The sequence below is a fragment of the Bradyrhizobium sp. Mp19 genome (assembly GCF_029952935.1).
Lineage (GTDB): Bacteria > Pseudomonadota > Alphaproteobacteria > Rhizobiales > Xanthobacteraceae > Bradyrhizobium > Bradyrhizobium elkanii.
Genome location: NZ_JASAUT010000004.1, coordinates 117,477 through 141,582 on the forward strand (window position 1 = coordinate 117,477; position 24,106 = coordinate 141,582).

Sequence of the window (24,106 nt, forward strand, 5' to 3'; positions counted from 1 at the left end):
CGCGTGATTAGCGCGCACCAAACCAAATGGAAACCCCAATGAGTGGCATCTTCGATCTCACCGGCCGCGTCGCTGTCATCACCGGCGGCAATGGCGGCATCGGCCTCGGCATCGCGCAGGCGCTGAACGCCGCCGGCTGCAACGTCTCGATCTGGGGCCGCAACGCGGAAAAAAACGCCAACGCCGCGGCCTCGATGAAGGCCGGCCCCGGCAAGGTCGCGACGCAATTCTGCGACGTCAGCGATCCCGGCTCGGTCAAGACCGCGATGAAGGCAACCCTCGACACCTTCGGCCGCGTCGACGGCTGCTTCGCCAATGCCGGCATCGGCGGCGGCGGACGAAGAGCCTTCATCGACCGCACTGAGGAAGAATGGCGCAAGATGTTCGCGACCAATCTCGACGGCGTGTTTCACGTATTCCAGGCTGCGGCACGCCACATGACCGACCGCGCCGAGGCCGGCGACAAGTTCGGCCGGCTGGTCGCGACCTCGAGCCTCGCCTCGCTGTTCGGCACCGCGCGCAACGAGCACTATGCCGGCACCAAGGCGGCGCTGAACGCGCTGTGCCGCGCACTCGGCGTCGAGCTCGCGCGCCACGGCGTCACCGCGAACGCGATCCTGCCCGGCTGGATCAAGAGCGACATGACCGCCGGCATCATGGCCAACGACAAATTCGTCGCCAATGTGATGCCGCGAATCCCGGTGCGCCGCTTCGGCGAGCCGAGCGATTTTGGCGGCATCGCCGTCTACATCATGAGCAAGGCGTCGTCCTATCATACGGCGGATTGTTTTGTGATCGACGGCGGGTACACGGCGTTCTGAGTTGGCTCTTGCCGCAACACTGATGTCGTCCCTGCGAAAGCAGGGACCCATAACCACAGGGCGCGGTTGTCGAAGCAGGCTGGGGCCATAGCGTCTCACCCAATGTGCAACGGTGGTTATGGGTCCCGGGTCGCGCTGCGCTTGCCCGGGACGACAGCGAGTATGTGGCGCGGCCTGTGAATCATCATGCATCCACATCCTTGCGGCGCTGCTGCGTCCAAGTCTTGCGTCTACTTGCCTCCTCCAAAGCAGAGGGCACAGGGAAAGCCCGGCGCCGATCGCAGCGTCGCGCGGGGATGCGCAGTTGCGTGGCGCGGAATGACGGCCGCAGAGTGACGGGTAGAGCAACGCGCGACGCAGCGTCGCTTCCGTCGTGGCAAAACTGCTGCTAGCGTTTGAGCCGCAAGGGACGCAATGAGGCGGCTTTTAACAAGCAGGGAGGATATTTCAGATGTTTTCACACGTGATGGTTGGCACCAACGATCTGGACAAGGCCAAGGCGTTCTATGATGCGCTGCTTGGCACGCTCGATGTCCGGCCGGCCCGGGTCGACGGTCACCGCATCATGTACCTCACCAAGGCCGGCATTTTCATGGTGTCCAAGCCGATCAACGGCGAACCGGCGACGCATGCCAATGGCGGCACGATCGGCTTTGCCTGCTCTTCGCCGGAGCAGGTCGAGGCTTGGCACGCGGCCGGCGTCGCCAATGGCGGCAAGCCTTGCGAGGACCCGCCGGGTGTACGGGAAGGTTCTGGCGTGAAGCTCTACCTTGCCTATCTGCGCGATCTCGACGGCAACAAGATCTGCGCGATGCACCGGATGGTCTGACGATCCGAGCGTCGTCCGCGGCGGCGTTCAAACAACGTTTGAAACGCCGTCGCGAAATTCCGCGATGCGGTAGGGGCGATCGAAAAATCGGTGCTCGCGCTTGGCGCCGCGCGCGTCTATTGTTCGCCGCGAAACGCGCCTTCGCGAGGGAGAAAAGACAGTGAAACATGCCTATGTGCCGCGCACCACGAACTACACGCTCAATCCGGGCGACGAGCTCAATGACCTGCGGATGTCGGACAAGGTCCGCCCGCTCTACGATCATGTGAAGCAGTTCATCCGCGACACGGTCGACCCGATGTCGGTCGAGTTCTATCGCGCCGGCGAGAAGAAGACCAACCGCTGGAGCTTCACGGACGAGCAGCTCGCGATCCTGCAGAAGGCCAAGGACAAGGCCAAGGAAGTCGGCCTCTGGAACTTCTTCCTGCCCGACGCCGAAACCGGCGACGGCCTCAACAACCTCGACTACGCCTACATCGCCGCCGAGCTCGGCAAGAGCCCGCTGGCCTCCGAGACCATGAACTGCTCGGCGCCGGACACCGGCAACATGGAGGTGCTGGAGCGCGTCGGCACCAAGGCGCAGAAGGAGAAGTGGCTGAAGCCGCTGCTCAACGGCGAGATCCGCTCGGCCTATGCGATGACCGAGCCGAACGTCGCCTCCTCCGACGCCAAGAACATCTCGACCACCGCGAAGCTGGTCGGCGACGAGTGGATGATCAACGGCGAGAAGTATTACATCTCCGGCGCCGGCGATCCGCGCTGCAAGATCATGATCGTGATGGTGAAGACCAATCCCGACGCCGCGCCGAGCAAGCAGCAATCGCAGATCCTGGTGCCGATCGACACCCCCGGCGTCGAGATCCTCGGGCCCATGCACGTGTTCGGCCATGACCATGCGCCGCGCGGCCACATGCATCTGCGCTTCAACAATTGCAAGGTGCCGAAGGAGAACATGCTGCTCGGCGAAGGCCGCGGCTTCGAGATCTCGCAGGTCCGCCTCGGCCCCGGCCGCATCCATCACTGCATGCGCACCATCGGCAAGGCCGAGAAGGCGCTCGACATGATGGTGCAGCGTGGCCTGACCCGCGAAGCCTTCGGCAAGAAGATCGCCCATCTCGGCGGCAACATGCAGATCATCGCCCAGGCGCGTTGTGAGATCGAAGCGATGCGGCTGATGGTGCTGAAGGCGGCCAAGGCGATGGACGTGCTCGGCAACAAGGAAGCCCGGGTCTGGGTCTCGATGGTCAAGGCCATGGTGCCCGAGCGCGCCTGCAAGGTGATCGACCAGGCGATCCAGATGCACGGCGCCACCGGCATCTCGCAGTGGTCCCCGCTCGGCGAAATGTACCAGGACGTCCGCCATCTCCGCTTCGCCGACGGTCCGGACGAGGTGCACTGGATGGTGGTCGGCCGCCACGAGCTGAGCATGTCGTAGTTTCTCCTCCTCCCTCTCCCCGCTCTTCGCGGGGTCGAGACGAGCGCAGCTCGCTCTTAGAGGGTTGGGGTGAGGGGCTGCCTCCTCGAAGACGGTGAGAGAAGGACTCGCGGAGGCTCCCCCTCACCCGTATCGCATCTTCGATGCGATACGACCTCTCCCCGCAAGCGGGGCGAGGTAAGGAAGCAAGTCTGCAAGGCGGGTGCGCGCAAGCGTAACCCGCCTTTTGCTTTCCGAACCGTCGGCGGCAGGTTACCCTTGCGCCAACCCGCCCTACGCCTTTCGGAATGACCATTATGGAATATTCCCCCAGCGACCTGAGCCAGCGCGAACGCTACAAGGTGCTGACCTCTTTCGTGCTGCCGCGGCCGATCGCCTGGGTGACGAGCCTCGGCGCCGACGGCGTCGTCAATGCGGCGCCGTTCTCGTTCTTCAACGTGTTCTGCGAGGATCCGCCGCTCTGCATGTTCGCGGTCAACCGCAGGCCGGACGGCCGCGAGAAGGATACCCTGGTCAACATCCAGCGGCTGGGCGAATTCGTGGTCAACCTGACCGACGAGCCGCTGGCGCGCGCGATGCATGAGACCTCCGGCGACTTCCCGCCCGAGATCGGCGAGCCCGATTATCTCGGCCTGAAGCTCGCGCCCTCAAGCAAGATCTCAGTCCCTCGCCTCGCCGAGGCGCCGTTCGCGATGGAGTGCAAGACCTGGAAGCTGATCGACGTCAATGGCGACCGCCAGCTCATCATGGGCGAAGGCATCCACTTCCACATCCGCGACGAATTGTGGGACCGTGACGCGATGCGCGTCCACATGGAGCGCTACCACCCGATCGGCCGCATGTTCGCCGACCGCTATTGCCGCACCGACGACCGCGTGGTGTTTCCCGCGGCCGAGGGCGCAAAGACGAAATAACGAGGACGAGACAATGAGCGAAACATTCCGCGACAACGAGGCGCAGAGCCGGTTCGAGCTCGCCGTCGATGGCGCCACCGCCTTCGTGGTCTACCGCAAGACACCGGACACGATCACGCTGGTTCACACCGAGGTGCCGGCGGAGCTCGGCGGCCGCGGCATCGGCTCGAAGCTCGCCCGCGCCACGCTGGATGCGGTGCGCGCGCAAGGCATCAAACTCGTGGTGAAGTGCGAATTCATCCAGGGCTTCATGAAGAAGCATCCGGAATATGACGATTTGTTGGGGTGATCGCAGGGCGGCTTGGCAAAGCGTGTCATTCGTCATGGCCGGGCTTGTCCCGGCCATGACGCGTTTCGTCACGATGCCGCCTGCTCGACCTTGTCCTGCGTCTTCGTTTCGAAATCGCTGGCCTCATGGCGCTCGTGGAGCTGGCTCGACGGCTCGCCCCAGGTGCGGTTGACCATCCGGCCGCGCTTCACCGCCGGCCGTGCTGCGATCGCATCGGTCCAGCGCTGCACGTTCTTGTAGTCCTGCACCGAGAGGAATTCGCCGCCGCCGTACAGCAGCCCCTTGGCGAGGCTGCCGTACCAGGGCCACACCGCCATGTCGGCGATGGTGTAGACATCGCCCGCGAGATACTCGTTGTCGGCGAGCCTGCGGTCGAGCACGTCGAGCTGGCGCTTCACCTCCATCGCGAAGCGGTCGATGGCATATTCGATCTTGGTCGGCGCATAGGCATAGAAATGCCCGAAGCCGCCGCCGAGATAGGGCGCGGCGCCCATCTGCCAGAACAGCCAGGAGAAGGTTTCGGCGCGGGTCTTGACGTCGGTCGGCAGGAACGCGCCGAACTTTTCCGCGAGGTACACCAGGATCGAGCCCGACTCGAACACCCTGACCGGCTCCTTCCCGCTGCGGTCCATCAGCGCCGGGATCTTCGAGTTCGGATTGACCGCGACGAAGCCGCTGCCGAACTGGTTGCCGTCGATCTTGATCAGCCAGGCGTCGTATTCCGCGCCCTTGTGACCCGCCGCCAGCAGCTCTTCGAGCATCACGGTGACCTTCACGCCGTTCGGCGTCGCCAGCGAGTAGAGTTGCAGCGGATGGCGGCCCACCGGCAGTTCCTTGTCGTGGGTGGGACCGGCGATCGGCCGGTTGATGCTGGCGAAGCGCCCGCCGCTCTCCTTGTTCCAGGTCCAGACTTTCGGCGGCTCGTAGGCAGAAATGTCATTCACGTCGTTGGCTCCCGATTCATGTTCTTGCCTGGTGGCGCGGCGGCCGCCGTGCCCATCCCATGTCCGCACTAGATGGTGCGCGGGCTGCACTTTGCCCACCCCGCGCGATCGCATTTTCTATCCAGCGGAATGCACCGCGAGGGATGCAGCCGGAGCAGCGCCTGCACGCAAGATCGCCGCGGCCGAAACCCGCTTGGCTTCACTGACCGTGATGCGCTAGCGTTGCAGGGGCTGACGCCAACAAGCACAAGAAGCAGCCGCCGGGAGAGAACCAGTCCATGAAATCACCGATCTGCGACATGCTGGGGATAGACTTCCCCCTGCTCGCCTTCAGCCATTGCCGCGACGTGGTGGCGGCGGTCAGCCGCGCCGGCGGCTTCGGCGTGCTCGGCGCGACTGCGCATTCGCCGGAGACGCTGGAGCAGGAGTTGAAGTGGATCGACGCGCATGTCGACGGCAAGCCCTATGGCATCGACGTGCTGATCCCGGAAAACATCTCGACCGCGGGCGAGAAGAACGTCACCTGGAAGAGCCTCGAGGCACGTGTCTCGCAGGAGCATCGCGACTTCACCCGCAATCTGCTGAAGAAATACGATATCGAGCTGACCAGCCGCAACGTCGCCGACAACCAGCCGCAGCCGTTCGACGCCGAGACCGCGCTGCAACTGCTCGAGGTCTCGTTCCGGCATCCGATCAGGCTGATCGCGAATGCGCTCGGCGTACCGCCGAAGGCGATGATCGAGATGGGCCGCAAGCATGGTGTGCCGGTGGCAGCATTGGTCGGCTCCAAGGAGCATGCGCTGCGCCAGGTCGCGGCCGGCGTCGATATCCTAGTCGCGCAGGGCACCGAGGCCGGCGGCCATTGCGGCGAGGTCTCGACCATGGTGCTGGTGCCCGAGGTGATCAAGGCGGTCAAAAAGATCCGCGACGTCCCGGTGCTCGCCGCCGGCGGCATCATGACCGGCAGCCAGATGGCGGCCTGCATGGCGATGGGCGCGGCCGGCGCGTGGACCGGCTCGGTGTGGCTGGCCACGGTGGAATCGGAGACCTCGGAGATCTTCCGCGAAAAGATGATCGCGGCCTCCTCGCGCGATGCGGTGCGCTCGAAGGGCCGCACCGGCAAGCCGGCGCGGCAGCTCCGCTCGGTCTGGACCGACGCGTGGGACCGCTCGCCGGAAAGCCCCGGCGCGCTGCCGATGCCGCTGCAAAGCATCATCAGCCGCGACGCTTTCAACGCCATCGACCGCGCTGCTGCGGCCGGCAATGAGAAGGCGCGCGATCTCGTCAGCTATTTCGTCGGCCAGGGCGTCGGCCTGGTCGACAGCGTGAAATCCGCCGGCGCCGTGGTGCAGGAGTTCAAGGAAGAATTTGTCGAGGCCGTCGAGCACATGAACGCGCTGGTGGCGGAGTGATCGAATACGTCTCATCCTTCGAGACGCGGCCAAGTGGCCGCTCCTCAGGATGACGGTGTGCCCGTAGCCGTCACCCCCGCGCAACGGCGAAGCCGTTGTCGCTGGAGGTGCGCGCCCTTGCGCGCCTCGAAGGTGACGGCGTGGCGAAGACCTAGAAAGTGAAGCAAGAAAAAAATGACCACATCTCACATCCCGGAAGACCGCATTCCCGTCATCGTCGGTGTCGGCGAGATCGTCGATCGTCCGAAGGACATCGCCGCCGGCCTCGAGCCGCTCACCTTGCTTGAGGAGGCGCTGAAGCGCGCCGAGGCGGACAGCGGCGCCAGGTTGCTCTCCGACCTGCAGTCGCTCGACGTCGTCAACTTCCTGAGCTGGCGTTACCGCGATCCCGAGAAGCAGCTGGCGCAGCGGCTCGGCATTCAGCCTTCGCATCTCTATTACGGCCCGGTCGGCGGCGAGAGCCCGATCCGCTATTTGCATGAGGCGGCGCAGCGCATCGCGCGCGGCGAATGCAGCGTCGCCGTGGTCTGCGGCGCGGAGGCGCAGTCGACCGCGACCAAGGCGCAGCGCGCCGGCGTGGAGCTGCCGTGGACGCCGTTCGCGCACGACGTGGAGGAGCCGAAGCGCGGCGCCGCGTTCCAGAAGCCGATGGCCGTTGCGCTCGGCGTGTTCAGGCCGATCACGGTCTATCCGCTCTATGAGTCCGCAACGTCGGCGCATTGGGGCCAGACGCCGCGCGAGGCGCTGAGGGAATCGGGCGAGTTGTGGTCGACCTATGCGCGCGTTGCCGGCGACAATCCGAACTCGTGGCTGAAGAAGACGTTCACCGGCGAGGAGATCACCACCGCGACGCCCGACAACCGGATGATCGCCTGGCCGTATACAAAGCTGATGGTGGCGAACCCGACGGTGAACATGGGCGGCGCGCTGATCCTGACCAGCCTCGCGAAAGCGCGCGCGGCCGGCGTGCCGGAGGACAAGCTGATCTATCCGCTCGGCGGCGCCTCGGCGGAAGAGCCGCGCGACTATCTGATCCGCGATCAGTTCGTCGAAAGCCACGCGCAGACCGCGGTGCTGAAGGCGGTGATGGATCTCGTCGGCGGCGATGGGAAAAAGTTCGACGCGATCGAGCTCTATAGCTGCTTCCCCTGCGTGCCGAAGATGGCGCGCCGGACGCTCGGCCTCGGTGCCGACGTGCAGCCGACCGTGACGGGCGGTCTCACGTTCTTCGGCGCGCCGCTCAACACCTACATGACGCATTCGGCCTGCGCGATGGTGCGCAAATTGCGAAGCGGCGGCACGCTCGGCCTGCTCTACGGCCAGGGCGGCTTCGTCACCAAGCATCATGGCCTCGTGCTGTCGCGCGCGGCGTCGACGGCCGGGCTCAAGCAGGATACCAGCGTGCAGGCGGAGGCCGACCGCAACAGGCGCAACGTGCCCGACTTCACCGCCGAGGCCGCGGGAAAAGGCAAGGTCGAGGCCTTCACCGTGATCTATCGCGCCAATGGCGAGGTCGAGCATGGCGTCACCATGCTGCGCACCGAGGACGGCCGCCGCACGCTCGGCCGCATCCCGGCCAGCGACACAGCAACGCTGGCCTATCTGCAGGACATGGATCGCACGCCGGTCGGCACTACAGGCGACATCGTCACAGCAGGTGACGGCATGCTGGAATGGCGGGTGGGCTGACAATTCCTGCCACGCCGCAAAATCCGCCGTCATCCTTCGAGGCGCGCAAGGGCGCGCACCTCAGGATGACGGCAGAGCAAGCGGCTTGAGGTGAGAGGCAGGAACGAACTTACCCGTCCTCCCCTACCCCTTCACGTCCTGCTTTTCGGACGCCGTGGTCGGTTTGCCCTTGGCGCCGGCACCGGTGACGCGCACATGGTCGCCGTCGGCGAGTCCGTCCGGCGGGGCGGTGATGACGCGGTCGTCGGGCGCGAGACCGGTGGCGATCTCGATCTCCTTGCCGAGGTCGCGGCCGATCTTCACGGTCTTGAACAGCACCTTGTCGTCAGGACCGACGGTTGCGACCCGCAGGCCGCTGCTGTTGAAGATCAGCGCGCTGGCGGGAATGCTGAGCGGCGTGGATTCACGCTGCAGGTTGAGCTTCACGCTGGCATAGCTGCCCGGCATCAATTCGCCGGAGGAATTGTCGAGCCCGAGTTGCATCCGCGTCGTGCCGGAGGCGACATCGACCGCCTGCGAGGATGCTTCCACCGTCGCCTGGAAGGTGCGGTTCGGGTAATCCGGCAGTGCCAGCGTGGCCTTGGCACCGATCTTGATCGCCGGGACGTAATTCTGCGGCACGTTGACATAGACGCGCAGCTTGGTGATGTCCGAGATCGTGAACATCGCCGGGCCCGAGTTACCGCCGGCGTTGATCAGCGCGCCGACGTCGGTATCGCGCGAGGTCACCACGCCGTCGAATGGCGCCGTGATCTTCTTGTAGCCGGCGAGCGCTTCCAGCCGCTCGACATTGGCCTGGCCGGCCTTGACCGCACCGTTCTTGTTGGAGAGGTCGGCGGTACGCTCGTCGATCTCCTGGGCGGAGACGAAGTTCGAGGCCACCAGCGTCTTGCGCCGGTTCAGCGTGGCCTCGGAGAGCTTGGCCGAGGCCTGGGCGCTGGCGAGATCGGCGCGCGCCTGCAGCAATTGCTGGTCGAGGTCGGGCGCCTCGATCTCGGCGATCACCTGGCCGGCCTTGACGCGGGCGCCGATGTCGGCGTCCCAGTTCTTCAGATAGCCGGACACCCGGGCATAGATCGGCGCGCGGGAATAAGCCTCGAGCCGGCCCGGCAGGTCGATCGTGGGACTCAGCGCCCTGGCATTGGGCAGCGCCACCGCAACGGTCGGAATGGCCTGGTCGTCGGTCCATTCCTTCAGCCGTGTGTCCTGTTCCTCACGGGCGCGGATCCCGGTGCCGACGATCAGGCCCGCCCCGACCAGGGCCACCACGCCGAAGATGCCCAGCTTCCGGCGTGAGACCGGGGGGCGCTGTTCAGTGGGCGGCATGCGGAATCTCCGATGAGGCGGCGGCTTTGGCGCCTTGCTTCTTGTGTACCATACTGAATACCACGGGAACAAACATCAGCGTCGCGAAGGTGGCGAAGATCAGGCCGCCGATCACGGCCCGGCCCAGGGGCGCGTTCTGCTCGCCGCCCTCGCCCAGCCCCAGCGCCATCGGCGCCATGCCGATGATCATGGCGAGCGCGGTCATCAGCACCGGGCGGAACCGGACGAAGCCGGCTTCCAGGGCCGCCGCGACGGGATCGCCGAGTTCCTCATAGCGCTCGCGGGCGAAGCTGATCACGAGCACGCTGTTGGCGGTCGCGACACCCATGCACATGATGGCGCCGGTGAGCGCCGGAACCGACAGCGTGGTCTCCGTCGTGAACAGCATCCAGACGATGCCGGCGAGCGCGGCGGGCAGCGCGGTGATGATCACGAACGGGTCCGACCAGGACTGGAAGTTCACGACGATCAGGAAGTAGATCAAGACGACGGCGCCGAGCAGGCCGAACAAGAGGCCGGTGAAGGCCGAGTTCATGGTCTGCACCTGGCCGAGCAGCACCACGGACGAGCCCTTCGGCACCTCCTTGGCGGTGTCGGCGATCAGCTTGCGCACGTCGGTCGCGACGCTGCCGAGATCGCGGCCTTGCGTCGTGGCGTAGATCTGCACCAGCGACTGGATGTCATATTGCGACACCACCGCGCTCGAGGTCGCGCGCTTGATGTCGGCGATGCCGCCGAGGATCGGCGCCTGGGTGTTGCCGGTCGCGGTGATCGGCAGCGTCTGCAGCGCGCTCAGCGAGTCGATCTGGTATTGCGGCGTCTGCATCACGATCGAATACGACACGCCGTTATCGGGATTGAGATAATAAGTCGGTGCCACCTGCGAGGAGCCGGCGAGGTTGACGACCAGCGAGTTGGTGACGTCGCGCTCGGTCAGGCCGACATATTGCGCACGGGTGCGGTCGACGTCGATGTTGAAGGTCGGATTGTTCGGCGACTGCTGGATCCGCGCATCGGCGATGCCGGGGATGCGCTTGATCCCGGCCAGCAGCTTGTTGGCATAGGCGAAGTTGGCATCGAGATTGGCGCCGCGGATCTGCAAATCGATCGGCGCCGGCGCGCCGAAGTTCAGGATCTGGCTGACGATGTCGGCCGGCAGGAACGCGAAGCTGGTACCCGGGAACAGCCGCGGCAATTGCTCACGCAGTGTGCGGACATGCTCCTCGGTCGGCTTGTGGCCTTCCTTCAGGCGGATCTGGATGTCGCCGTCCTGCGGACCGATCACGCCGGTGTTGTTGTAGGTCATGTTGATGCCGGAGATCGGCATGCCGATGTTGTCGGTCATGGTCTCGATCTCGCCGGGCACCAGCTTGCGGATCGCCTTCTGGATGTCGGCGAGCTGGTTGGCGGTCTCCTCGACGCGGGTGCCGACCTGGGTGCGGACATGCATCAGGATGTTGCCGGCGTCGACCGACGGGAAGAAGTTGCGCCCGAGGAACGGCACCAAGAGGAACGACGCCACGACCACCGCGAGGAAGCAGCTCACGAACACCGTGCGGTGACCGAGCGCCATCGCGAGCAGGCCGCGATAGCCGCCGCGGATGCGCTCGAACCGCGCCTCGAAGCCGCGCTGGAACCAGACCAGGGGATTGCGCGACTTCGGCGGCGCGCCCTCATGATGCACATGCGCCTGCAGCAAATAGTTCGCCATGGTCGGCACCAGCGTGCGCGACAGGATGAAAGACCAGATCATCGCGAACATCACCGCTTCGGCCATCGGCACGAACAGGAAGCGCGCCACGCCGGTGAGGAAGAACATCGGCACGAACACGATGCAGATACAGAGCAGCGAGACGAAGGCCGGCGTCACGATCTGGTTGGCGCCGTCGAGAATCGACTGCTCGACCGGTTTGCCCTGCTCGAGGTGATAATTGATGTTCTCGATCGTCACCGTGGCGTCGTCGACCAGGATGCCGACCGCGAGCGCGAGGCCGCCGAGCGTCATGATGTTCAGCGTCTCGCCGATCAGGGACAGCATGATGATGGCCCCGAGCACCGACAGCGGGATCGACACCGCGATGATGACGGTCGAGCGCCAGCTGCCGAGGAACAAGAGGATCATGATGCTGGTGAGCAGCGCGGCGATCACGCCCTCGAAGGCGACGCCGGTGATCGCGCCGCGGACGAACACCGACTGGTCGCCGATGAAGCCGATCTTGAGCGCATCCGGCATCTGGTCCTTGACCTCGATCACCTTCTGCTTGATGCCGGAGATGATATCGAGCGTCGAGGTGGCGCCGGCCTTCAGCACCATCATCAAGACCGAGCGGTTGCCGTCGACATGGACGATGTTGGTCTGCGGCGGGTTGCCGTCGCGGACCGAGGCGACGTCACGCACATAGACCATCGCGCCGTTGACCTGCTTGATCGGCAGGTCGCCGAGCTCCTCGAGCCGCAGCGGCGAGTTGTTGAGGTTGATGGTGTATTCGAAATTGCCGATCTTCTGCGTGCCGACCGGGGTGATCAGGTTCTGTGCGGCGAGCGCGTTGGCAACGTCCTGGCCCGACAGGCCGCGCGCCTGCAGCGCGGTCGAATTGAGGTCGATCTGGACCTGGCGCTGCTTGCCGCCGAACGGATACGGGATCGCCGCACCGGGCACCGTGACCAGCGGCGTGCGCAGCTGGTTGATGCCGATATCGGCGAGGTTCTGCTCGGTCAGGCCCTCGCCCGACAGCGCGACCTGGATGATCGGAACCGTCGAGGCGCTGTAGTTCAGGATCAGCGGCGGCGTCGCGCCTGGCGGCATCTGCTTGAGCAGGGTCTGCGAGATCGCGGTGACCTGCGCATTGGCGGTGCGGATGTCGACGTTGGGCTGGAAAAAGATCTTGATGATGCCGACGCCGTTATAGGAATTGGCGACGATGTGCTCGATGTCGTTGACGGTCGTGGTCAGCGCGCGCTGGAACGGTGTGGTGATACGGCCGGACATCTGGTCCGGCGGCAAGCCGGTGTACTGCCAGACCACGCCAATCACGGGGATGCGGATGTCCGGGAAGATGTCGGTCGGCGTGCGCAACGCCGCCAGCGGTCCGATAATCAGCAGCAGGATCGCGAGCACGACGAAAGTATATGGCCGGCTCAGCGCGATACGGACCAGTGCGATCATAAAACAAGCATTCCCGAAATGAAGCCCGCCCAGGCAGAGGAATCGACATTGCAAAAGCCGTTCCGCAGCGGCCGATTTACCCGATGGCGGGCAAAACGCCAACCCGCGGAGCCGCGGCGGCTTTCACTTCCTCGGCATAGTACGTGAGGCTGCGCGCTCCGATCGGCCATGCCGGGTGCTGTGCCGCCGATCGCGCGCGGATCGTCGTCAAAAAGAGACGGCTCTGCTGCGAATGCGAGCCGGCTGAGGACGCCATTTCGGCCGACGCGAGCTTAATGCATCGCTGCTCTGCGAAAATGTAAAACGTGGTGGGCCGGGTCAGCCCACCACGTCGGCATCGGTTACGCGAAGGATGGCGGCCGCCCGGGCGGCGCCGCCGGATCAGGCGGCGCGGACGGCGTCGAGGAACTTGCTGACCTCGACCTTGAGGCGGCTGCTGTCGCCCGAGAGCGATTGGGCCGCCGACAGCACCTGGCTCGACGCCGAGCCGGTTTCGTTGGCGCCATGCTGGACGTCGGTGATGTTGGCCGAGACCTGCTGGGTGCCCTGCGCCGCCTGCTGCACATTGCGGGAGATTTCCTGCGTCGCCGCGCCCTGCTCCTCGACCGCGGCGGCAATGGTGGACGAGATCTCCGACAGCCGTTCGATGGTCGAGGAGATTTCCTTGATCGCGCCGACCGACTCCTGGGTCGCGGTCTGGATGCCGGCGATCTGCTGGCCGATCTCGCCGGTCGCCTTGGCGGTCTGCTCGGCCAGCGCCTTCACCTCGGACGCCACCACGGCGAAGCCGCGGCCGGCCTCGCCGGCGCGCGCCGCCTCGATGGTCGCGTTCAGCGCCAGCAGATTGGTCTGGCCGGCAATGGTGTTGATCAGCTCGACGACGTCGCCGATCCGCGCGGCGGCCTTCGACAGCTCGCTGACGCGATCGTTGGTGGTGCGCGCCTGGCCGACGGCATCGCCGGCCATCCGTGCCGACTCCTGGACCTGGCGGCTGATCTCGGTCACCGACGACGACAGCTCCTCGGTCGCCGACGCCACCGACTGGACATTGGTCGAGGCCTCCTCGGACGCGGCGGCAACCGACGTGGTCAGCTCCTGCGAACGCCGGGCGGTCGACGACAGCGTGCCGGCAGAGGCTTCGAGCTGGGTCGAGGCCGACGACACGGTCTGCACGATCTCGCCGATCATCTGTTCGAAATTGCGGGTGATGGTATCGACCCGGCGGCCGCGCTCGATCTTGGCTTCGGCGTCGGCAGCCGCGGCTTCATCGGCCGCCTTCTTGGCGACCAGGGCTTCCTTGAACACCTGCAGCGTATCGGCCATCGCGCCGATCTCGGTCTTCTCGCCCTGATGCGGCACGTTTGCGGTCAGGTCGCCGCGGCCCAGCGCCTGCATCGGGCTCACGATCGAGGCGATGCCGGCCGAGACGTCGCGGATCATCAGGAAGCTGACGCCGACGCCGACGATGATGGCGGCGCCGAGGATCATCGCAAGCAGCATGACGGCAGACGCGTAGCTGTTTGCCGCCTCCTGCGCCGCCTTGTCGGCGCCGGCATTGTTAAGCTCGATGTCCTTGCGCAGGATCTCGTCGGCCTCGAGGCCGATCTTGTTCACGGTCTTGGCGTTCAGCTCATGCGCTTCGTGCTGGGTCTTGCCGACATCCCTGCGCGACAGCGCCATCACCTCCTCGGTGCCCTTCTTGTAGCGGGTCCAGACATCGACCCATTGATTGTAGAGCGCGCGCTCCTCGGGGGATGCGATCAGGGGTTCATAGGTCGCGCGGACCTTGGTATTGGCTTCGACCACGGACGCAAGGGTCTTCTCCTGCGCGAGCTTGTCCTCCAGCGTCTCGGACAGCATGTGCTCGCGGATCACGTTGCGATAGGTGATGACGCCGGCGCGCAGATCTCCGAGCGCACGCACGCTCGGCAGCCAGCTCGTCGTGATGTCGACGGTGTTGGCGTTGATCGACCGTAAATTCACGACCGCGAGCAGGCCCATGCCGGTCATCGCGACAAGCAGGAACGCAACCACGGCAATAATCTTGGCGCGGATCGAGAATTTGGCGAACATCGTGGGGTCTCTTGATATCGGGCTCGCGAAGCCCGATCGAATGGCTGGGGGCGCGGCGGGACGCCGCAGACATCAAAGCCAGCCCCCCTCCTTAAGTAGGGTTAATTTGGTCCCCCGTTGAACTACTGAGACGCTGTTCGACGCCGTGGCATGACGCGCGCCAGCCGCATCAAGGCATCAATGCCAGCGCATCCGAGAAAAACTCCGGCCCGCCGAAATTGCCTGATTTCAGGGCAAGCACCATCTCGCCTCTCCCGGCGCCGACTGCTCGCAGAACCGGCACGCCGGCGGCGATTTCCACACCGACCAGGAATCCAGGGATGCGCAGGCGATCGACCACGGCGCCCGAAGTTTCACCACCGGCGACCACCAGCCTGTGCACGCCCGACTGCACCAGACCATCCGCGATGTCGGCCATCGCCTGTTCGATGGCATGCCCGGCTGCATCGCGACCATGACGGGATTGCACAGCTGCCACCTCATCCGGGGTCGAGCTGCTCGCAATCAGGATCGGCCCCGCCCCGAGCCGGTCCCTGGCCCAGGCGAGCGCGCGCTGCGCCTCGTCCTTGCCGGCGACCACCCGCTCGGGATCGAGGTGCAGGACCGGCATCACCTTCTCGGCGTTGGCGATCTGGCGCAAGGTCGCCTGCGAGCAACTGCCGGCAAGGCACGCCGCCGCGCCGCCGACCGGCGTCGCCAGCATCGCATCCGCGGTGTCCGGTTTGGCTTTGCTCGCGGCGACCAGCGCCCGCGCCAGGCCAAGCCCGATCCCGGAAGCGCCGACCGAAAGACGGTGTTCCAGCGCGACCTGCCCGATAGTCTCGAGGTCGCGGTCGAACACCGCATCGACGATGGCGGCGCCGATGCCGCTTTGCGTGAGCTCGGCGAGCTTTGCCCGGACGGCGTCCGCGCCACGGCTCAGCGTCGCCAGATCGACCAGGCCGACCTTGGTCGTGCTTTGCCGCGCCAGCACGCGAACCAGATTGGAATCATGCATCGGGTTGAGCGGATGGTCCTTCAGCGGACTCTCGTTCAGCGGCACCGAGCCGACGAACAGATTGCCCTGGTAGACGGTGCGGCCGGTCTCCGGGAATGCCGGCGTCACCAGCACGATGGCATCCCTTGAATCGGCGCGCAGCGCGTCCATCACGGGGCCGATATTGCCGGCATCGGTTGAATCGAAGGTCGAGCAGATCTTGAACAGGATATGTTTGGCGCCGCGGCCGCGCAGCCAGGCCTCCGCTGCGCGCGAACGCGTCACGGCGAGGCCGGCCTCGATCGAGCGGCTCTTCAGCGACACCACGACGGCGTCGACCTCGGGCAGCGCGAGATCGTCCGCAGGCACGCCGATGGTCTGCACCGTGCGCAGGCCGGCGCGGGTCAGCGTGTTGGCGAGGTCGGAGGCGCCGGTATAGTCGTCGGCGACGCAGCCAAGAGACAGTTTTCCGGCTGATGTCACGGCTTCACTCCGGCATAGGGCTTGAACCAGGCGAGACCGTCGGTGGTCTTGCCGCGCGGATTGTATTCGCAGCCGACGAAGCCGCCATAGCCGAGCCGGTCGAGCTCGCCGAACAGGAACGGATAGTTCAGCTCCTCGCCGTCAGGCTCGTTGCGCGAGGGGATCGACGCAATCTGGATGTGGCCGATGATCGGCATCATTTCGCGCAGCCGCATGGTGACGTCGCCATGGATGATCTGGCAGTGGTAGATGTCGAACTGCAGCTTCAGGTTCGCGATACCAAGCTCGTTGATCAGATCGCGCGCGAAGATGAAGTCGTTGAGGAAGTAGCCGGGCACGTTGCGCGGATTGATCGGCTCGATCACGAGGTCGAGGCCGTGCGGCGCGAAGAACTCCGCGGTATGGGCGACCGATTTGCGAAACGCGGCGACCGCCCTGGCATCGCTGCGGTCGGCTATTCCCGCCATCAGATGCACCCGCTTGACGCCGGTCGCCTGCACATAGGGCAGCGCGGTCTTCAGGCTTTGCTGGAGGTCGGCGAAGCGATCGGGCAGCGCGGCAAACCCCTTCTCGCCTGCGTTCCAGTCGCCCGGCGGCAAGTTGAACAGCGCCTGCGTCAGCCCATTGTCTTTCAGCCGCTTGCCGACCTCCTCGGCCGGATGGTCGTAAGGAAACAGGAACTCGACCGCGGTGAAGCCCGCTTTCGCCGCCGCCTCGAAGCGGTCGAGGAACGGGACCTCGTTGAACATCATGGTGAGGTTGGCGGCAAAACGGGGCATTGCAAGATCCTCTTATTTCTCGCCTGGAAGCTTGGTGCCGGTAACCTGCGCATACATCCGCGCCACCGACGCATCGTCGTCGCGGCCCATGCCGGCGGCCGCCGTCATCAGGAACATCTGCAAGGCCGCAGCCGAGACCGGCACCGGGAAGCGTGCATTGCGCGCCATGTCCTGGATGATGCCGAGATCCTTGACGAAGATCTCCACCGCGCTGCGCGGCGCATAGTCGCCGTCGAGCACATGCGGCATGCGGTTCTCGAACATCCAGGAATTGCCGGCGGAGGCGGTGATCACCTCATAGACCTTGCGGATGTCGAGGCCCTGCTTGGCGGCAAAGGCGATCGCCTCCGAGGCGGCCGCGATATGCACGCCGGCCAGCAGCTGGTTGATCATCTTGAACGCAGCGCCCTGCCCCGCGGCATCGCCGAGCTCGTAGAGTTTTGCCGCCATCGCATCCAGCGCCGGCCGCGCCTTCGCAAACGCCGCCGCGCTGCCGGAGGCGAGAATTGTCAATTCGCCCTGCGCCGCGCGTTGCGCGCCGCCGGAGATCGGGGCGTCGAGATAATGCCGGCCGGTCACCTCGAGCTGTTTTGCGAGGCGCCGCGCGATATCGGGGTCCATGGTCGCCGACGAGATGAAGACCGCGTCCTTGGCCAGCGTCTCGGCGACACCGTCCTTGCCGAACAGGATCCCTTCAGTCTGCGCGGCGTTGACGACGACGCTGACGACGATGTCGGCATCCCGGGCCGCCTCGGCCGGCGACCTGGCGCCCTTGCCGCCGTCGGCGACGAAGCGCGCCACCGCATCGGCCGATACGTCGCAGCCGGTCACCTCGAAACCGGCCCGCCTGAGCGAGGTCGCCATGCCGTATCCCATCGAACCCAGCCCGATGACGGCGACACGTGATGTTGCGGAACTGGACATATGGCGATCCCTGAACATTTTTAGTTGTTTGAACACGACCTTTTCGGAAAACCGGCTGCCACTTTGCGCCAGCGCGGCCGGCCGGGTCCGGTTCATGCTCGTTGCTGCTTGCCTATCACGGCTTGGCCGCGCTGCCAAAGCATGAGACAAAGCGGAAAACGGATAGCGCCAAAGATGGCGCCACGAGCGAAACCGGATGAACGAAACAAAGCTTCGTGAGGACATCTGCCGCTTCGGCCGCTCGCTGTTCGAGCGCGGCCTGACGCCGGGGTCCTCGGGGAATATCAGCGTCCGGCTCGACGACGGCGGCTGGCTGGTGACGCCGACCAACGCCTCGCTCGGCTTCCTCGATCCGGCGAAAATGTCACGGCTCGACGGCAACGGCCGGCTCGTCTCCGGCGACGCCCCGACCAAGGAAGTGCCGCTGCACACCGCGCTCTACCAGACGCGCGCCTCGGCCGGCGCCGTGGTGCACCTGCACTCGACCCATTCGGTCGCGCTCTCGATGCTGCCCGAAATCGACCCGCGCGCCGCGCTGCCGCCGATGACGGCCTATTATGTCATGAAGTGCGGCCGGACCGCGCTGGTGCCCTATTATCGCCCCGGCGATCCGGCCGTTGCCGACGCGATCCGTGGGCTGGCCGGGAAATATTCATCGGTGCTGCTCGCCAACCATGGGCCCGTCGTGTCGGGCGATACGCTGGAAGCGGCCGTGTTCGCGACCGAGGAGCTCGAGGAAACCGCAAAGCTCTATCTGCTGCTGCGCGGGCTGAACCCGCGCTATTTGTCGCCCGACCAGGTGGCGGATTTGACCAGGACGTTCGGGCTCGTGCTGCCGGATCACCCTCACTAGATCAAGCGGAGGATCGATATGCGGAAGACAGTCATGATGAGGTTCACAGGCTTGGCGTTAGCGGTTCCGTTCGCCGTTGGCCTTGCGGCGTCCGACGCACGGACCGAAGAGACCTTGCAAGGCATGCTGGCAACCCAGCTGCGCGCGCAGGGCTATCCTTGCGACAAGCCGCTCAAGGCCGAGCGGGACGACAAGCTCTCCAAGCCCGACAACGAGGCCTGGACGCTGACATGCAGCAACGCGACCTACCGCGTCAGCCGCGTGCCGGACCTCGCCGCCAAGGTCGAGAAGGTCGAAGAGGGCAAGGACAAGTAGGATCAGTGGGCTGGATCGATAGCCAGGCATCAACCATGGCTTCCCGCCGCAAACACTGACGTCATCCTGAGGTGCGAGCGCAGCGAGCCTCGAAGGATGGGCCACAAGCGCGCCTGCGGCCATCCTTCGAGGCGCGCCGAAGAGGCGCGCACCTCCAGCGACAAAGGCTTCGCCTTTGCGCGGGGATGACGGCGGTGTGCGTGGAGATATTCCGTCGCTACAGCCCCAGATACGCCTTGCGCACATCCGGATTGCCGCTGATCTCGGCGGCGGTGCCCTGCATCAGCACGCGGCCGGTCTGCAGGATGTAGGCGCGGTCGGCGATCTCGAGGCATTCGGCCATGCGCTGCTCGACGATCAGCACCGTCATGCCGGCGTCGCGGATGCGCTTCACGGCCTGGAAGATCTCGTCGACCAGTTTCGGCATGATGCCCTGCGACGGTTCGTCGAGCATCAGAAGCCGCGGCCGCGTCATCAGCGCGCGGCCGATCGCGAGCATCTGCTGCTCGCCGCCGGACAAGGTCTCGGCACGCTGGTCGAGCCGTTCGCCAAGTCGCGGGAACAGCTTGAACACCAGATCGAGCGGCGCGTCGCGGTCGGATTGGCTGCGATAGAGATAGCTGCCGAGCCGCAGATTGTCGCGCACCGACAGCCGCGGAAACAGCCGGCGGTTCTCCGGCACGTAAGCGATGCCGCTTGATGTGATGACGTGCTGCGGCTGGCCATCGATACGCTTGCCGTCGAAGGTGACGGTCCCTGCGCGCGGCCGCTCGGCGCCGGCGATCGATTTGAGCAGCGTCGATTTGCCCGCACCGTTGGCGCCGGCGACGCAGACGATCTCGCCCTTGGTGACGTCGATCGACACCGAGGAGATCGCGACGAGGCCCTGATAGGCGGTGGTGACTTCACGCACCGACAGCATGACGATCCCCGAGATAGGCAGAAATGACTTCCGGATTGCGGACGACCTCAGTCGGCTTGCCCTCGACCAGCACCTTGCCGAGATTGAGCACGATGGCGCGGTCGACCAGCGGCATCACGATCTCCATCACGTGCTCGACCATCAGCACGGTGACGCCGGTGGCGCGGACCTTGCGCACCAGCTCGACGCCGGTCTGTGCCTCGACCGGCGTCAGTCCGGTGAGGACTTCGTCAAGCAGCAGCAGCTTCGGCTCGGTGGCGAGCGCGCGGGCGACCTCGAGCCGGCGCTTCTCCGACGGGACGAGGTCGGCGGCCAGCTTGTCGGCGCGCGCGGCAAGGCCGCAGAACTCCAGCACCTCATAGGCCTTCTGCCGCGCGATGCGCATCTTGGTGTTGCGGATCAGCGCGCCGACGATGACGTTGTCGATCACGGTCATGGTCTCAAAACTCTTGACCACCTGGAAGGTGCGCCCGACGCCGCGCTGGCAGCGTTCCGCCGCCGGCAGCTTGGTCACGTCCTCGCCGTCGAAGATGATCGAGCCCTGGGTCGGCGGCAGCACGCCCGCGATCAGGTTGAACAGCGTCGACTTGCCGGCGCCGTTCGGGCCGATCAGGCCGACGATCTCGCCGCGCCCGACCGAAATCGAGACATCGCTGTTGGCGACGAGGCCGCCGAAGCGCTGCCAAACTCCGCGCGTTTCCAGAAGCGCCGTCATCGTGCAGCTCCCTTGCGCAGGGAGAACACGCTGACCAGGCCGCGCGGCAGCGCCAGCGAGATCACGACGATCAGCGTGCCGTAGACGATGAGGTCGACGCCGCGCCCGGAGCCGCCGATGAACGAGCGCGTCAGCTCGGTGAGCGGGATCAGGATGACCGCGCCGAGCACCGGCCCCCACAGGGTGCCGATACCGCCAAGCACCGCGGGCAGCGCCATCAGCAGCGAGAATTGGAAGCCCATCACGCTTTCAGGATCGATGTAGGAGACGAACTGGGCGTAGAAGCTGCCGCCGACCGCAACGAGGAAGGCCGAGACCGCCGCGGCGCCCATCTTGGAATTGAACACGACCACGCCGAGGCTTTCGGCCGCGTCAGGGTTGTCCTTCACCGCGCGCCACCAATAGCCCCATTTGGAATCCTCCAGCCACCAGGTGACGAACCAGGCGACGCAGGCCAGCGCCAGCGCGAAATAGAAGTAAGGCAGCTTCGAGCGGGTGAACTGGAATTTCAGCCAGCTGTCGCCGCGCACCGGGATGTCGATGCCGAGCGCGGCGCCGGCCCAATCCCAGTTCTGGATCAACAGCAAGGCGATCTCGGCGATCACGATGGTCGCGATCACGAAATAATGCCCGCGCAGGCGGAAGCAGGGATAGCCGAGCGCCATCGCGATTAATGCGGAGATCGCCCCGCCGGCCAGCATGCCGAACCACGGCAGCACGCCGAACTTGGTGAACAGGAGCGCGGTGGTGTAGGCGCCGAGCCCGAAATAAAGCGCATGGCCGAGCGAGATCTGTCCGCAATAGCCGGACAAGATGTTCCAGCTCTGCGACAGCGCCGCGTACATCAGCGTCAGCACCATGATGTTCTGGACGTAGACGTCCTTGACGAACAGCGGCACCAGCGCGGCGATCACCGCGAGGCAAAGCGCCACGATCAGGTCACGCCTGCGGCGTTGGGCGAACTGGGTGTCCATCACATCGATCCGAACAGGCCACGCGGGCGGATGAAGACGACCAGCAGGTAAACGGCATAGATGCCGACCGATTTCAGCGACGGCGGCAGGATCAGCGCGGTGGTCGCCTCCACCAGGCCGACGATGATGCCGCCGGCAAAGGCGCCGAACACGCTGCCGAAGCCGCCGAGCGCCACGGTGACGTAGGCGATCAGGGCGAACGACGCGCCGACATCGGGATAGACGTAGAAGAAGATCGCCATGATGGCGCCGGCGAGGCCGACCAGCGCCGCACCGAGGCCCCAGCCGAGCGCGAACACCCGGTTCTTGTCTATACCGACCAGCGCCACTGCGCCGGCGTCTTCGCGCGTCGCCTCGAGCGCGCGGCCGAAATCGGTGCGATTGATGAAGAAGTAGAGCGCGACGAAGGCCGCGATCGACAGCATCGCGCCGATCAGCTGCGGCTCCGGCAGATAGATGCCGGCAATCGACACCGTCTTGCCGCCGACCCAGGAGTTGGTGACGCTGCGGTAGTCGGGCGTGAAGAAGAACTGGGCAAGCCCCCGCATCACGATCGCAAGCCCGAAGGTCGAGAAGATCTGCACCATGCCGGCATTGGCCTTGGCGCGCATCGCGAAGCGGACGATCAATAGATAGACCACCGCGCCGAACACGAACAGCGCCGCGGCGACCAGCGGCGCCGAAAGCAAGGGATCGATCGCGAAGAACGCGAACAGGAAGAAGGTCGCGTACATCGCGATCATCAGGAACTCGCCGTGCGCGAAATTCACGACGTCCATCAATCCGAAGATCAATGCGAGGCCTGCGGCGATCAGTCCGTAGAGCAGCCCCATCAACAGGCCGCTCGCCAAACTCTGGATAATGGTCTCGGCTGTCACCGCCGTCTGTCCCCTCAATAGCGTTTTCGAGCGAAGTAAATACCGGTTCGCGCTAGGAAAACGCGTCGCAACAAGAATCCAGAGCTCCGTTCCGATACAATCGGAACGGACGCTCTGGCGCCCGACCGATCAGCTGTTCATCGGCCAGATCGCCTCGGAGACGGCGGCCTGTTCCGGGAAGATCGTCACGAAGTTCTTCGCGGAGTACTGCAACAGCACCGGATCGGCGAAGTTGTTCTGCCCCATCTCGTCGAACTTGACGCGCCGCCACGGCATGATGGTCTGATCGCCCGGCATGTCGGTGGCGACCAGCGCCTCGCGGATCTTCTCGCCGTCGGTCGACTTGGCGCGGTTGATGGCGTCCGCCATCACGATCAGGCCCATGAACTGGCGCGACGAATAGTCGTTGAAGTCCTTGCCGGACTTGGCGCGGTACATCTCGTTGATCAGACCGACCATCGGCCGCTTCTGCGCCAGGTCGAGCGAGAAGCTGCCGCGCGAGATCACGCCCTCGAGCTTGTCGCCGACCGCATCATAGGTCGCCTTCTCGGAGAAGCCGGCGTCCTGCGCCATGATGTTCTTCGGCTTGTAGCCGAGCTCGGCCATGGTCTTGACCAGGAGGATCGCGTCGGTGGTGTAGCTCGACGGCATCAGCACGTCGGCATTCGCCGCCTTGAGCTGCTGCACCTCGGCGGTCAGCGACGGCGAGTTGGCGCGGTACTTGATGTCGGCCACGATCTTGTAGCCGCGCTCGCCGGCGAGCTTGGTCTGCGCGTTCGCAGAATCGGTGCCGAAGATGGTGTCCTCGTGGAACAGCGCCAGCGTTTCGATCTTCTGGCCTTTCTTCTTCATCGCATCGAAGAAGTCGAACATCGCGGTCGAGAACATCTCGTCATGCGGCGAGGCGCGGAAATAGTATTTCAGGCCGCGCCGATGCAGGCTCGGCGAGGAATTGTCGGCCGAGAGGAACGGAACGCCGTAGCGCTCGCAGATCTGGCTGACGGTGACGGCGACCGCGCTCTGATAGGTGCCGATCACGGCGCAGACCTTTTCCTGCGTGATCAGGCGCTCGGCTTCGGCGCGGCCCTTCTGCGGATCGGCCTGGTGGTCGGCGAACACGAGCTTGACCTTGGCGCCGCCGAGGCCGGACAGGCCCTCGCCCTTGGCGAGCGGCAGCGCGAAATCATAATTCTTGTTGATGATGTCTGCCGCGGTCTCGAACGCGCGCTGCGCGTCGACGCCGATCTGGGCGCTGGCGCCCGAGAGCGGATAGATCACGCCGATTGCCACTTCACTGGCCTGCGCGCGCGCGGCCATCGGACCGAGCGCCGCGGCGGCAGTGGCACCCAGCAACACGTTACGGCGAGAGATCGTCATCGAAATTTCCCC

21 protein-coding genes are annotated in these 24,106 nt (G+C 65.3%); 9 read left to right on the top strand and 12 right to left on the bottom strand.

Translation table 11 applies throughout. The annotated features are described in order from the left end of the window. Positions 1-38 precede the first annotated feature (38 nt). The 5 genes from QJT82_RS07105 to QJT82_RS07125 all read left to right on the top strand — a co-directional run bounded on the left by QJT82_RS07105 (position 39) and on the right by QJT82_RS07125 (position 4,288). Positions 39-821, top strand: a complete 783-nt coding sequence (locus QJT82_RS07105; protein ID WP_035630930.1) for an SDR family oxidoreductase — start codon at positions 39-41, stop codon at positions 819-821. A gap of 451 nt (positions 822-1,272) precedes the next feature. Then, on the top strand, positions 1,273-1,650 hold the full coding sequence (locus tag QJT82_RS07110) for a VOC family protein (RefSeq protein WP_035630932.1): 378 nt from the start codon (positions 1,273-1,275) through the stop codon (positions 1,648-1,650). A 160-nt stretch (positions 1,651-1,810) separates the two neighbouring features. Then, entirely contained in the window at positions 1,811-3,085 is a 1,275-nt protein-coding gene (locus QJT82_RS07115; RefSeq protein ID WP_028338747.1) for an acyl-CoA dehydrogenase family protein, read from the top strand. Positions 3,086-3,381: 296 nt separating this feature from the next. Further along, positions 3,382-3,999, top strand: coding sequence for a flavin reductase family protein (locus tag QJT82_RS07120; protein WP_028338748.1), 618 nt, complete (start codon positions 3,382-3,384; stop codon positions 3,997-3,999). A gap of 13 nt (positions 4,000-4,012) precedes the next feature. Next, positions 4,013-4,288 (top strand): GNAT family N-acetyltransferase, encoded by a 276-nt coding sequence (locus QJT82_RS07125; protein WP_028338749.1) that lies wholly within the window; start codon positions 4,013-4,015, stop codon positions 4,286-4,288. A 68-nt stretch (positions 4,289-4,356) separates the two neighbouring features. Here the strand turns inward: QJT82_RS07125 and yghU are convergent, their stop codons facing one another. Beyond that, complete coding sequence (gene yghU, locus QJT82_RS07130; RefSeq protein WP_028338750.1) at positions 4,357-5,232, bottom strand: glutathione-dependent disulfide-bond oxidoreductase; 876 nt, start codon at positions 5,230-5,232, stop codon at positions 4,357-4,359. 278 nt (positions 5,233-5,510) lie between these two features. Here yghU and QJT82_RS07135 point away from each other — a divergent pair, with 278 nt between their 5' ends. Both QJT82_RS07135 and QJT82_RS07140 read left to right on the top strand, forming a co-directional pair. Next, the gene (locus QJT82_RS07135) at positions 5,511-6,644 is read left to right on the top strand and encodes a nitronate monooxygenase (protein WP_028338751.1); all 1,134 of its coding nucleotides are present in this window, start codon (positions 5,511-5,513) and stop codon (positions 6,642-6,644) included. 174 nt (positions 6,645-6,818) lie between these two features. After that, a complete protein-coding gene (locus tag QJT82_RS07140) occupies positions 6,819-8,333 on the top strand; it encodes an acetyl-CoA acetyltransferase (protein ID WP_028338752.1) in 1,515 nt (504 codons plus the stop codon). 123 nt (positions 8,334-8,456) lie between these two features. On the opposite strand, the gene QJT82_RS07145 is transcribed toward QJT82_RS07140, so the two are convergent. The 6 genes from QJT82_RS07145 to ltnD form a co-directional block, all read right to left on the bottom strand. Beyond that, positions 8,457-9,659, bottom strand: coding sequence for an efflux RND transporter periplasmic adaptor subunit (locus tag QJT82_RS07145; RefSeq protein WP_028338753.1), 1,203 nt, complete (start codon positions 9,657-9,659; stop codon positions 8,457-8,459). Continuing rightward, positions 9,646-12,825: an efflux RND transporter permease subunit gene (locus tag QJT82_RS07150; protein ID WP_028338754.1), complete on the bottom strand. Its 3,180-nt coding sequence runs from the start codon at positions 12,823-12,825 to the stop codon at positions 9,646-9,648. Before QJT82_RS07150 ends, QJT82_RS07145 begins: the two co-directional genes overlap by 14 nt. A gap of 381 nt (positions 12,826-13,206) precedes the next feature. After that, positions 13,207-14,898: a methyl-accepting chemotaxis protein gene (locus QJT82_RS07155; protein ID WP_028338756.1), complete on the bottom strand. Its 1,692-nt coding sequence runs from the start codon at positions 14,896-14,898 to the stop codon at positions 13,207-13,209. Positions 14,899-15,067: 169 nt separating this feature from the next. Next, on the bottom strand, positions 15,068-16,357 hold the full coding sequence (gene otnK / locus QJT82_RS07160) for a 3-oxo-tetronate kinase (RefSeq protein ID WP_028338757.1): 1,290 nt from the start codon (positions 16,355-16,357) through the stop codon (positions 15,068-15,070). Then, positions 16,354-17,136, bottom strand: a complete 783-nt coding sequence (otnI, locus tag QJT82_RS07165; protein WP_028338758.1) for a 2-oxo-tetronate isomerase — start codon at positions 17,134-17,136, stop codon at positions 16,354-16,356. The genes otnK and otnI overlap by 4 nt, the downstream gene beginning before the upstream one ends. 12 nt (positions 17,137-17,148) lie before the next feature. Further along, positions 17,149-18,078 (bottom strand): L-threonate dehydrogenase, encoded by a 930-nt coding sequence (ltnD, locus tag QJT82_RS07170; protein ID WP_080686641.1) that lies wholly within the window; start codon positions 18,076-18,078, stop codon positions 17,149-17,151. A 178-nt stretch (positions 18,079-18,256) separates the two neighbouring features. On the opposite strand from ltnD, the gene QJT82_RS07175 reads away from it, so the two are divergent. Then, positions 18,257-18,913 (top strand): aldolase, encoded by a 657-nt coding sequence (locus QJT82_RS07175; RefSeq protein ID WP_028338760.1) that lies wholly within the window; start codon positions 18,257-18,259, stop codon positions 18,911-18,913. Between the two features lie 33 nt (positions 18,914-18,946). Next, a complete protein-coding gene (locus tag QJT82_RS07180) occupies positions 18,947-19,228 on the top strand; it encodes a hypothetical protein (RefSeq protein ID WP_051447712.1) in 282 nt (93 codons plus the stop codon). 217 nt (positions 19,229-19,445) lie between these two features. On the opposite strand, the gene QJT82_RS07185 is transcribed toward QJT82_RS07180, so the two are convergent. From QJT82_RS07185 to QJT82_RS07205, 5 genes are all read right to left on the bottom strand, one after another. Next, on the bottom strand, positions 19,446-20,150 hold the full coding sequence (locus QJT82_RS07185; protein ID WP_018270525.1) for an ABC transporter ATP-binding protein: 705 nt from the start codon (positions 20,148-20,150) through the stop codon (positions 19,446-19,448). After that, on the bottom strand, positions 20,134-20,865 hold the full coding sequence (locus QJT82_RS07190) for an ABC transporter ATP-binding protein (RefSeq protein WP_028338762.1): 732 nt from the start codon (positions 20,863-20,865) through the stop codon (positions 20,134-20,136). Before QJT82_RS07190 ends, QJT82_RS07185 begins: the two co-directional genes overlap by 17 nt. Next, positions 20,862-21,839 (bottom strand): branched-chain amino acid ABC transporter permease, encoded by a 978-nt coding sequence (locus tag QJT82_RS07195; protein ID WP_028338763.1) that lies wholly within the window; start codon positions 21,837-21,839, stop codon positions 20,862-20,864. Before QJT82_RS07195 ends, QJT82_RS07190 begins: the two co-directional genes overlap by 4 nt. Next, positions 21,839-22,717, bottom strand: coding sequence for a branched-chain amino acid ABC transporter permease (locus QJT82_RS07200; RefSeq protein ID WP_026192487.1), 879 nt, complete (start codon positions 22,715-22,717; stop codon positions 21,839-21,841). The genes QJT82_RS07195 and QJT82_RS07200 overlap by 1 nt, the downstream gene beginning before the upstream one ends. A gap of 129 nt (positions 22,718-22,846) precedes the next feature. Continuing rightward, positions 22,847-24,094, bottom strand: a complete 1,248-nt coding sequence (locus QJT82_RS07205; protein ID WP_026192486.1) for an ABC transporter substrate-binding protein — start codon at positions 24,092-24,094, stop codon at positions 22,847-22,849. Between the last annotated feature and the right edge of the window lie 12 nt (positions 24,095-24,106).